General features: G+C 34.3%; 15 protein-coding genes. 3 read left to right on the forward strand and 12 right to left on the reverse strand.

The window, feature by feature from the left end:
- Window positions 1-222: 222 nt before the first annotated feature.
- Window positions 223-780, reverse strand: coding sequence for a dCTP deaminase (gene dcd / locus OZD70_RS04015; protein WP_182182933.1), 558 nt, complete (start codon window positions 778-780; stop codon window positions 223-225).
- A 330-nt stretch (window positions 781-1110) separates the two neighbouring features.
- Here dcd and OZD70_RS04020 point away from each other — a divergent pair, with 330 nt between their 5' ends.
- Together OZD70_RS04020 and OZD70_RS04025 are read left to right on the forward strand one after the other, a co-directional pair.
- Window positions 1111-2127, forward strand: a complete 1017-nt coding sequence (locus OZD70_RS04020; protein ID WP_182182934.1) for a substrate-binding domain-containing protein — start codon at window positions 1111-1113, stop codon at window positions 2125-2127.
- Window positions 2128-2146: 19 nt separating this feature from the next.
- Window positions 2147-2305, forward strand: coding sequence for a hypothetical protein (locus OZD70_RS04025; protein WP_182182936.1), 159 nt, complete (start codon window positions 2147-2149; stop codon window positions 2303-2305).
- 2 nt (window positions 2306-2307) lie between these two features.
- Here OZD70_RS04025 and OZD70_RS04030 read toward each other — a convergent pair whose 3' ends face one another.
- Window positions 2308-2583 carry a hypothetical protein gene (locus tag OZD70_RS04030; protein WP_275021061.1) on the reverse strand — a complete coding sequence of 92 codons (276 nt, stop codon included), beginning with the start codon at window positions 2581-2583 and terminating at the stop codon, window positions 2308-2310.
- Window positions 2584-2618: 35 nt separating this feature from the next.
- Entirely contained in the window at window positions 2619-3419 is an 801-nt protein-coding gene (locus tag OZD70_RS04035; protein ID WP_275021063.1) for a hypothetical protein, read from the reverse strand.
- Window positions 3420-3483: 64 nt separating this feature from the next.
- Here OZD70_RS04035 and OZD70_RS04040 point away from each other — a divergent pair, with 64 nt between their 5' ends.
- Window positions 3484-4257 carry a potassium transporter TrkG gene (locus tag OZD70_RS04040; protein WP_275021065.1) on the forward strand — a complete coding sequence of 258 codons (774 nt, stop codon included), beginning with the start codon at window positions 3484-3486 and terminating at the stop codon, window positions 4255-4257.
- Here the strand turns inward: OZD70_RS04040 and OZD70_RS04045 are convergent.
- The 9 genes from OZD70_RS04045 to OZD70_RS04085 all read right to left on the reverse strand — a co-directional run.
- Window positions 4229-5173: a contractile injection system protein, VgrG/Pvc8 family gene (locus OZD70_RS04045; RefSeq protein WP_275021069.1), complete on the reverse strand. Its 945-nt coding sequence runs from the start codon at window positions 5171-5173 to the stop codon at window positions 4229-4231. The genes OZD70_RS04040 and OZD70_RS04045 overlap by 29 nt on opposite strands.
- Window positions 5174-5383: a tail protein X gene (locus OZD70_RS04050; RefSeq protein WP_010081876.1), complete on the reverse strand. Its 210-nt coding sequence runs from the start codon at window positions 5381-5383 to the stop codon at window positions 5174-5176.
- The gene (locus tag OZD70_RS04055) at window positions 5380-5727 is read right to left on the reverse strand and encodes a phage tail protein (protein ID WP_275021086.1); all 348 of its coding nucleotides are present in this window, start codon (window positions 5725-5727) and stop codon (window positions 5380-5382) included. The genes OZD70_RS04050 and OZD70_RS04055 overlap by 4 nt, the downstream gene beginning before the upstream one ends.
- Window positions 5727-8000, reverse strand: a complete 2274-nt coding sequence (locus OZD70_RS04060) for a phage tail tape measure protein (protein WP_275021071.1) — start codon at window positions 7998-8000, stop codon at window positions 5727-5729. Before OZD70_RS04060 ends, OZD70_RS04055 begins: the two co-directional genes overlap by 1 nt.
- 109 nt (window positions 8001-8109) lie before the next feature.
- Window positions 8110-8367 carry a phage tail assembly protein gene (locus OZD70_RS04065; RefSeq protein ID WP_275021088.1) on the reverse strand — a complete coding sequence of 86 codons (258 nt, stop codon included), beginning with the start codon at window positions 8365-8367 and terminating at the stop codon, window positions 8110-8112.
- A gap of 191 nt (window positions 8368-8558) precedes the next feature.
- On the reverse strand, window positions 8559-8732 hold the full coding sequence (locus tag OZD70_RS04070) for a type II toxin-antitoxin system RelE/ParE family toxin (protein ID WP_275021073.1): 174 nt from the start codon (window positions 8730-8732) through the stop codon (window positions 8559-8561).
- A complete protein-coding gene (locus OZD70_RS04075; protein WP_275021075.1) occupies window positions 8716-8916 on the reverse strand; it encodes a hypothetical protein in 201 nt (66 codons plus the stop codon). The genes OZD70_RS04070 and OZD70_RS04075 overlap by 17 nt, the downstream gene beginning before the upstream one ends.
- A gap of 61 nt (window positions 8917-8977) precedes the next feature.
- Window positions 8978-9484 carry a phage major tail tube protein gene (locus tag OZD70_RS04080; protein ID WP_182182943.1) on the reverse strand — a complete coding sequence of 169 codons (507 nt, stop codon included), beginning with the start codon at window positions 9482-9484 and terminating at the stop codon, window positions 8978-8980.
- An 11-nt stretch (window positions 9485-9495) separates the two neighbouring features.
- Window positions 9496-9993: transposase (locus OZD70_RS04085; protein WP_275020072.1), on the reverse strand; the 498-nt coding region annotated here is incomplete at its 5' end.

Genomic DNA, 9993 nt, shown 5'->3' on the forward strand with positions numbered 1-9993 from the left:
TATCTCGGCATAGATTCCGCTAACTAGTAGCGGAATGACGAATTTGTCGTTTTACAGCCACTTGGATGACAATTTGCCACTAAATAGTAGGAAATTCAATAGCTTATAATAAATAGTTAAAGTTTTTAATTAAGAAAAGCACACGAGTAAACCATGTAGCTATAATCATTGTAAGCAACAATGAAAAAGTGCGGAAGTGAAAAATTACCACTCTCATGGCAATCACTTCACCAGCGGCAAAGTGATACCATGCTGATTCATATATTTTCCTTTCATATCATCATATGATTTTTCACACTCACTTTTGCCGCTTAAAAATACGAATTGGCATGCACCTTCATTAGCGTAAATTTTTGCAGGAAGTGGGGTGGTATTTGAGAATTCGAGTGTGACATGACCTTCCCATCCAGGTTCTAAGGGAGTAACGTTTACTATAATTCCACACCTTGCGTAAGTTGATTTACCAACACAAATGACCAGTACATTTCTTGGTATACGAAAATATTCCACTGTGCTTGCAAGCACAAAGCTATTTGGTGGAATTATGCATACGCCTGTTTCTTTATCTATAAAACTATTCTCAGAGAAATTTTTAGGGTCCACGATGGCTGAATTAACGTTAGTAAAAATTTTAAATTTATTATCCACTCTTGCATCGTAACCATAAGATGATAGTCCGAAAGATATGACACCTTTGCTGCTTTTGTGATCCACAAAAGGCTCTATCATTCCAAAATTTTCAGCTTTTTCTCTTATCCATTTATCTGGCATAACTGCCATAATTGCCCCTTAAAGTTGTGTAATACTTACAATAATATAAAATAAAATTTAAATGTAAACTGTAGCTTTTGTCATGCAAGTAGCTTGTATCAAATCACAATGTTCGTACAGTTATACGCATGGCGCTGGGATGACATCCTCCTAGTGGAAATTGCTCTCAAATCACAATGTTCGTACAGTAAGCTGCTTGCAGACACCATTGTTACAATGTTCATGCAATTGAAATAGCGGTCAATTGGGTTAGCTATAGATCAATCACAAGAGAAAATTAAAGCTTTTCAGTTTGATTTTTTATTACAATAATTAGATTTATATTCTTAACTAAAAATAATGCTTAGAAACTTTTTCCTGATTTTTGTATTCGTATTATTCACGCCGCTGTCAAATGCTGATGCCAGGAAATACATCAGAATTGTTGGATCTTCAACCGTTTTTCCTTTTATCTCATTTGTAGCCGAGGAGTTCAATCGTGTATTCTCTTTTAAGACTCCAGTTGTGGAATCGATAGGAAGTGGATCAGGGTTCAAAATGTTTTGCTCAGGAATAGGGGAAGACACGCCAGACATCACCACTTCATCTCGCCCTATGAAGGAAGTAGAAAGAGAACTATGTAAAAGAAATAAAATTAATGAAGTGATAGAGATCATCATTGGCTATGATGGAATTGTCATTGCAAATTCAAATCAAAGCCATAGATTTGATTTCACAAAGAAGGACTTATTTGAAACTTTATCTGCATATTCTCAAGAAAATGATAAATTAGTAAAAAATAATAAGAAGTTTTGGTCTGATATAAATCAAGCCTTACCAAAAACAGAAATTGAAATTTATGGTCCACATCAAAATACAGGCACATACGAAACTTTGGTTAATTCTATTATGCTTGATCAATATTCATGCATGAACTCGAGAATTTTCAAAGAGAATTATAAAGATCAGGAAGAAAGAAAGAAAGCATGTGGTAATATAAGGGATGACGGAAGGTATATAGAAGTTGGAATTAATGAAAACATAATAATACAAAAATTGAAAAGTAACAAGAACGCTTTAGGGATATTTAGTTTTAGCTTTTTAATGAGGAATCAAGATAAAATACAAGGGAGCACAATTGCAGGAATTGAGCCAACTTACGAAAATATATCATCGGGAAAATATATATTAGCAAGACCTCTATACCTTTATATAAAGAAAGAACACCTGGATACTGTTGATGGATTAAGAGAATTCATAAAAGAAATTATAGATTCGATCGGCATTGAAGATGGGTACCTATCTAGGCTTGGTTTAATCCTACTTTCAAGTGAAGATATAAAGAAAGCTTCAGCAAAGGTTCATGATATAATGTGACGGCAACACTTCCTTCTCCTTGTTATCCCAGCAGCCTCCTTTTTTTGTCATCCCAGTGCGTGACACTGGGATCCAGGTTTCCATTTTTTATACTCACCAAATCAGTTTGCTTGCTAAAGTTTCCTGGATTCCAGACTGGAATGACATCGTTTACTATATATCACATTATATTGATTAATGCTACGCTCCTTGTTTCTTTGATGTAGACAATCCTTCTACACTTGGATCTTCTAAAACCTTAGCAATACCAGCACCTATTAATATAACTGCTGCCAAAACTGCTAAAGCCAGTGCAACTGCAGGATACGCTAGCACATAGGCTACAACAGCACCAGCTGCGCATAGTCCAACAATGCTTAGAGCAATCTTCCCTTTGTGTTTACTCCAGAAGGTTGTATCGTTCTTTTCTGGGGTTTTGTTATCTGCAATAGGTTTTTTTTCCTCAATATCTTCCAATACACGTTTACTAAGCTCCTCCTCTCTGCTCTTTTTTAATCCTTAACTTCTTTAATCAAGTCTTCAAGCCATCCCTCACCAGCTATATTAGCATACATTCTTTGTCGCTCTTCAAGAGAATCTATTATATAGTTATCTCCTGTAATTTGACCTTCTTCATTAATTATGTAACTTTCAAGCCAGAAGTCACGAACATCAGGGGAAGCTTTATCCCAAAGAAGTTTAGTGATCTCTTTTATATTTTCCACATCTTCTTGGTTCAATTCTTTACTACATTTAACTTTCAGAGGATAAACTAAAAAGGCATCTACTCTTCCATTATTCCAATATACCTTTCGCTCTAAAACCCTTGCTGCATCTGTACCACAATTCTCTAATGCTGCTTTAACTTGATTAACATCAAGACTTATTATTATAAATATTAGTGTAATAATAAGATTCTCTACTCTCCTGTGCTCTTCTATTTCTTGAATATGTGTTTTAAGAGCAGGTATGTAACTAAGGCCAGTTTCTCTTTGAAAGTTTTGAAAACTCTCTATTGCATAGCCACACACAGAACCACGAATTTTTTGATTAGTTTTCTGCCAAATTAGTTCAATGATCTTTACGCTTTTTTCAAGATTTTCTTGATCTTTAACTACAGCTTTAAGGCGAGTAATAGCAAAATGTAAAATGACATCTTTGTCACCAATCGGAGCTCTCCGTATCAAAGCTGCTTGTATATCATCATATTCATCATTGTTAAATATGTCCTGGACCTTTTTAAGGTTGTTATTGATGATTGCTGTAATTAATGAAGTTCGAATTTGTTGTTGCGTATTAGTTAATTCAGTCATATTTTACCTCTATTTTCTATAATAAGTTTTGTTATCACACATATTTACAAGCAAGTCAAGTATTATGAAAAATCATCAACGTTTACAAACTTTACGTTCAATTGTATTTATTGTGGGAATATTCCTATTGTTACTTAGCTTAGCAATGCTTATTCCTGCTATTACTAATAAATATCTCAGCTACGAATGGAAAAATTTTCTCGCTGGATTCATAATTACCTGCACATCTGGCGTAATTTTTATTTTACTCGGTAAATTAAATGGCATGCCGGCAATTTTTGCAATTACTAGTTGCGTCTGGATTGCCTTGTCTTTGTTTGCAGCTATTCCTTTCTATTTTGATAATCTGAGCTATGTTGATGCATTATTTGAAACGATATCTGGCATCACAACCACAGGGGCAACTATATTTAATGATATTGAAAAACAATCTCCGGGAATACTGCTATGGAGAGCAATGCTACACGGCATGGGGGGTTTTGGTGTAATCACTTTAGGAATTGCAGTTTTTCCTATGTTTAAGATTCTCAGCCTAAATAATTTACTTTATTCTGAATATTCAGATGCTACAAAAAGGAAGTTGCCGAACACGCGAAGCGTAGTAATTCATATTATAGCAATATATTATGGCCTAATTTTGTTATGTATATTTTCCTATTATCTGGCTAGTATGACACTATTTGACGCAATATGTCACGGAATGTCCGCTGTATCAACTGGTGGATTTGCTAACTATAATGATTCTATAGGGCACTACAATAACCCTACGTTAGAAGTCATAACGATCATTTACTCATTTTTTATTAACATTACTTACTCAAAGATGCTGACAACATAGTAAGGTAACCTGAGCTATTTAAAGTATGCTCCGCTCTGTTAACTATCCATTCACCATCTACCGCTTGATTAAAAGCTATAAGATTAAGTTTAGCTTCTGCAAATAAATCTGGATTACCAGGTATAGTGATATCCAATACTGCATTATTTCGCTTTAGTTGTTTTAACTTAGCATTTGCTGCACTTAGTGCTGATTCTGCATTTGAGTACATTTCTAACATAATATAACTTGGTTCGCCGCTACCAACTGTTTCTTTAATAGTTTCACCCTTTTCATAGCTATGCCATTTTGCCACTACTGAATTATACTTATCACGTACAGTAAAATGCACTTTCCAGTTAATTGTATCTTGAGGTCTAATAGTCGTTGTTCCTAAAGCTTTTCCTGTGGCTGATTTTGCCATATTCTTTGAAATAAACAATATATACCCACCAGCTAATTTTGCCATTGCTTCACGCTCTGTTGCGATCTTTGTTAACAGACTTATATCACTTTCATCTGCCTGATTAATATGGGGTATCAATATATTCTTAAATTCCTCAGCGACTTTGTATCCATATCCATGTTTTTGGGCTATTTCTTTTACTAAGTTTTCTATGGTAATTTGGCGCCATTCTTTTGATACTTTTGCCTTCAAAGATATTCTTAAATTTGTTGCATGAGCTTTGATTAGTAGAGTCTTAGGTGGACCCTGTATAGTCACTTCGTTGACTGTATATATACCCATTGGAAAGATTCCAATTTCCTTATAACCTAGTGCTATGTTCAATTCATTCGGAATATCTATGTTTTCATCCCTGTAATCAACACACACTTCAACTACATCATCTATTATTCCTGATTCATCTGTAAGGTGCAATGATATAACTCTATCTTTAATTGATTCACATTTATCTATTATAAAATCTGGCTGCATTTATTCCCAGACCTTTAATTTTGACTTTTGTACTATTTTCTTAATAGTAGGAAGCTTTATCTTTAATCCTGCGGGCAAAAAGCTTCCATATTCTGCCAAACCCAAGTTCTCTGCTAGTACTAATTCCACTACTCCATCAGTAAATCCGTAATGTTTCCAGCAAATCAGATCTAACATCTCATTTTCTTTACTCACATAGTATATAGTCATCTATAGCTTTTTAAACTCAAACTAAATTCAATTTTTCTCGGTAGTCCATTAGGTAAAAAATACATCTGCTTTTCTTCTAACCTAGTAATTACGAATTGTCCTAAAATATTACCTAAACTATCTACTAAAATATGTGGTTTTTCAGTTTCTTTCACACTCTTTAATTGATTTAGCACGTTGAGATTATGCAGATAAATCATTCCTTCTAAATCTATATTTTCTACACCTTGACCGATATTTTGTAATAGTGGCATATTTTCAATACACTCAATCGTGCTCCAACGATTTTCTCTGCTATACTTTAAACTTGTGGAAGCAAACTTATACGGACCAAGAGATAGCATCAATAAAATGTCTCTACCGTATCAAATAAAACATCACGTGACTTTTCTCTTATCCTTTTTATTACTTCATTTGCAAGACTACGAACATCTTGGTTAGGTTCTGCTTTAATGCTGATAGTGTAATTATTAGTGATGTTCTGAGTTTTATTTTGTTCTTTATTTTCAAACTTACTCCTTGCAAATATCTTATCGCTCTCTGTCTCCTCAATAAGGCTTTTGACTCTGAAGCTATTTTTATTTCTCTTTGAAAATTCTTTAATTATACTGTTACCTAGCACAGGATTTCCACTGTTGAGAATATTAATTTTTAGGGGAGTGTGCACTGCTTTTACTTCAGTTTTTCTTTTTTCAAACTCTTTCAGTGGGCTATTTCCCAATACTTTTCCAAATATACTTTCACCTATCCATGAAAAAGCTTCTTCTATGGGTTTTATTATCGATTTCCAAAAGCTAGAGAAAAAGTCTTTTACCTTTTGCCAGTTAGTTATAACAAGTGCTGCGCCAGTGACAAGTCCAGTAATTAAAAGTCCTATAGGGTTACTCATTATAGCGAGTGTTACTGCTCTTAGTCCTGTTATTACTGCAGGAAAAACTGTAGCTGATAAAAATGAAAATACTCCAAGTAGGTTTGCTTTCAGACTAAAAATCGTACTTCTTAGCAATGTAAATCCGTATCCTAGTCCCACTGCTACAACTTTTAAACTTATCAAGGCTGCTACAGTACCCATGATTGCTTTGGTTAAAGTTGGATATTTTTCTGCAAATAACGCTATGCTTCTAGTTTTTTCTTGTAAAAATTCAGCTATAGATTTTAAAGTAGGCAGCATCACTGAACCCAGGTTCATACCAACTTCAGCTATTGCGTTGCGAAGAAGTCGTAATTTACTGGCTGTGGTGTCTACACGGTTTTGAAATTCTTTCTGCAACGAGCTCTTGTACTCTTCTGTGTCAGCTAGTAACCTTATAGCATTTTCGTATTTGTTAAAACTTCCAGCTAATAATGCAATATCATCTTGATATTCCTGACCGAAAAGTTTCATAAGGATTGTAGAACGTTCCTGGTTATCCATTTTCTTTAGAGCTTGAAAAAAGTAGAGTAATGCTTCTTCGCCGTTTTCGCTTATTCTTTGTACTATTTCTTCTGCAGTTATTCCCATTTGCTCTAATGCTGCTTTAAAATCCCCTCCTTGTTCTTCAGCAGTCTGAAGTTTACTAAGTAGAGCATTTATAGCAGTTGCAGTTTTTGCTGGTTGTTTACCTAAACTAACGAAGGCATTTACTAAACTACTTGTTTCCTTGATGTCAAGACCAAATTGTTTTGCAGTACCACCAACTATTGCTAGAGCTTCAACCATATCTTTTGCTTTGGCAGCAGTGTTATCTGATAAGTGATTGATTACATTACCAACGTATTCCATTTTACTAACATCAATTCCATAAACGTTAGAGAGTTTAGCTATAGAATCACCTGCTTGCTCTGCAGACATATCAAATGCTGTAGACATTTTTGCCACTGTTTCTGTAAACATAAAAAGATCTTCTTTCTTGATACCAAGTTGACCACCACTTGCAGCTATTTGTGCCAGTTCTGTGGCTGATAATGGTATAGTACGTGACATCTCTTTTAACTTCTTTGCAAATTTAGTTGCTTCATCCGTTCCTTTTTTAAAATCTACCACTTTTGTAACATCAGCCATAGCACTTTCAAAGTCAATTGCAACTTTAACTGGAGCTGCAAGCGTTAGCCCTAGCCCAATAGTCTCTATAATTTGTGACTTAAAATGTGCTTTGCTTGCTAAAAAACTTTGGTGACTACGTATTGCAGATCCAAGCTTACCATACTTACCTTTTAATACTTCAATAGAAGAGCCAAGTTTATGTTGGTCACTTACTAAGTACTTAATATTTCTTCCACTTTTTCTTACTTCTTCATTAAATGAATGCAAAGCATCTCTCTTTTTCAAATATGCTTCTTTTGCTTTTATTGCGGAGGTTTTGGCCTTGTCAAATTCTGCTTTTAAAGTTTTGCTCGGTTTCTCTATTGCCTTCATTTGTTTAGCTAAATATTTTACTTGATCTTCAAAGCCTTTCCATGACCTCTTGCTAGTCAAAACATCATGACCTAACTGCTTAAACTTTGATACTGATTTTAAAGATGAGTCAAGCTTTCTTATATTCTCACCAAGATGAGTAAGTTGACTGCTACTTCCTTTTATTACAGTACTGAAACTGCCATCTAGGACTGCTCCAATTTTTATAGATAACGTTGACATTATACCTTCCTCGCTGCTTTATGCCATAAGATAAATTCATTAATCTCCATATCAAGTATTTGTTCAACCCCGCCTCCTACAACAGAGCTGAACATTAATACTTCTAATCTCAAGTTTTTTGGATAATCGGTGAAAAAAAATCCTTTAATACCTCTTGAATTTTCACATAATCAGCAATATCTAACTCTTCAATTGCTTCTTTTGCAACTGATGTCAAATTGGCAGTCAAAGTTACTTCTTTACTAAGGTCACTACCATTTAAGTGTTCAATTGCAAGATAGTCTCTAACTTTTGGACGTCTAACAGTAAGTTCTGAGACAGAAATTCCATCAACTGTTATTGGGTTATTAAGTGTTATAGCTTGTATGTTCCTCCTTAAAAATTTAATTAAATAAAAGTCTATATCAGCTTTTACATAACTAATTTCTTTGTATGGTGCTATAAATAGGATTAGCTTTGATAAGAATCTTTTCTGTGTTCAATTGAAGTAATAACTACTGTATGTTCTGGTACATCTATATAATAAAGTATACGATAGGTACTCACCCGTAGACTGCGTTATCCACTTAAGTTATGTTTTAATGGCTTTCCAAATCCAATTGGATCAACTGTTAGACGCTCCATTATTGCCTTCTTAATCATTAACTTTACTTTTGCTGGAAGAGCCGGAATGTCTTTCTTTATAACAGATTCTGAATAGTCTATATTGTAAGGCTTAATCCCAGAAGGCATCTTGATGTTTAACCCTCTTTTCTTTATAGCGTTTGTCAGCAATCTTAGATAATTCTATATCTTCAATTTCTTCTTCCATTAATTCAGTTAATAACTTTAAAACGGACTTGTCTTGAGATTGTGCTACACTAACAAGCAAACCAGTTAGCTGCTCTATGGAATTTGTATGAGCTTTAGAATCCATATTAACTATATACCTACAACTTCTTATATTTTAACATTTTTATGTAATTTTGTCAACCATATTAGATCCCTAGAATCGTTTGTAGCAAGGCCATTTGATCAACACCATTTATCTTTCTAATCATATTTTCAGCATCGATTTCTATCAGCTCATTACCGCCTATAGTAAGTTTATAGTAATGGGCAGCTACAGTACATTTCAGCGTTGCTTTCTCAGCAGGTTTCCAGTTACCAAAATCAAATTCTTTAAAAATGCCTCTTAAATTGATTATTACTGCTCCAATATCATTACTTCCACTACCTTGCATTCCACCTCTGAGCGTCAAAGATACCGAATTTCCATTTATCAACCCAAATAGCCGAAAGAGCTCTGTATCGTATTCAGCAAAAGTGAAATCTGCTTCAAGCTTTTCCATGCCCATGTCAATATTTATTGGAATATCCATACCACCAGCACAGTACTCTTCTGTTTTTATGGTAAGCTTTGGTAGCGTAATTTCATCTATTTTTCCTGCATAACCACGACCATCTACAAATACGTTAAAATTTCTCAGTATTTTGGGTAACACTTCGCTTTCTTCTAAGAAACTTCTTTAACTAGCTCCTCTTGTTGCACTAAAGTATAGCCAAATTCTCGTGCCTTTTTGATCAAAAATTTTACAGCTCTCTCCTTATATCGTATTTCATAGTATTCCATTCCTTTTTTTACATATTCTTGTCCGTATTTGAGCATACTATAAAATATGCATGCTATTTTTCTTGCAATAGCTGTTATTGCTTTTGGTGCTCCTAATCGTTTTTTTAATCTTCTGTAGTATGCACCCAATGAACTTTTACTATTTCCTACAGAATTAGCAGCCATTCGAAATGCATTCGCAGCACGATTAATGACTTTACGCGTTCTTGTGCTAAACACTTTTTCTCCTGTAATTTTATTGGCAGGGCTGAGTCCTAACCACGATGAAAAGTGTTTTTCTGTTGACCATTTATTATGGTTTATACCAGTTTCTGAAATTATAGTCTGTATACTTAGTATATCAAGCCCTGGAACTTTAGTAAAATCCATACCAGTTATTCG

The organism is Wolbachia endosymbiont of Drosophila tsacasi (genome assembly GCF_028982115.1).
In the GTDB taxonomy this organism is placed as follows: domain Bacteria; phylum Pseudomonadota; class Alphaproteobacteria; order Rickettsiales; family Anaplasmataceae; genus Wolbachia; species Wolbachia pipientis_B.

Excerpts from the sequence above, each read along its gene's own strand:
- dcd (WP_182182933.1), bottom strand. The coding sequence starts at position 780 with ATGGCAGTTATGCCAGATAAATGGATAAGAGAAAAAGCTGAAAATTTT.
- OZD70_RS04020 (WP_182182934.1), top strand. The coding sequence starts at position 1,111 with ATGCTTAGAAACTTTTTCCTGATTTTTGTATTCGTATTATTCACGCCG.
- OZD70_RS04035 (WP_275021063.1), bottom strand. The coding sequence starts at position 3,419 with ATGACTGAATTAACTAATACGCAACAACAAATTCGAACTTCATTAATT.
- OZD70_RS04040 (WP_275021065.1), top strand. The coding sequence starts at position 3,484 with ATGAAAAATCATCAACGTTTACAAACTTTACGTTCAATTGTATTTATT.
- OZD70_RS04045 (WP_275021069.1), bottom strand. The coding sequence starts at position 5,173 with ATGCAGCCAGATTTTATAATAGATAAATGTGAATCAATTAAAGATAGA.
- OZD70_RS04050 (WP_010081876.1), bottom strand. The coding sequence starts at position 5,383 with ATGACTATATACTATGTGAGTAAAGAAAATGAGATGTTAGATCTGATT.
- OZD70_RS04055 (WP_275021086.1), bottom strand. The coding sequence starts at position 5,727 with ATGCTATCTCTTGGTCCGTATAAGTTTGCTTCCACAAGTTTAAAGTAT.
- OZD70_RS04060 (WP_275021071.1), bottom strand. The coding sequence starts at position 8,000 with ATGTCAACGTTATCTATAAAAATTGGAGCAGTCCTAGATGGCAGTTTC.
- OZD70_RS04070 (WP_275021073.1), bottom strand. The coding sequence starts at position 8,732 with ATGCCTTCTGGGATTAAGCCTTACAATATAGACTATTCAGAATCTGTT.
- OZD70_RS04075 (WP_275021075.1), bottom strand. The coding sequence starts at position 8,916 with ATGGATTCTAAAGCTCATACAAATTCCATAGAGCAGCTAACTGGTTTG.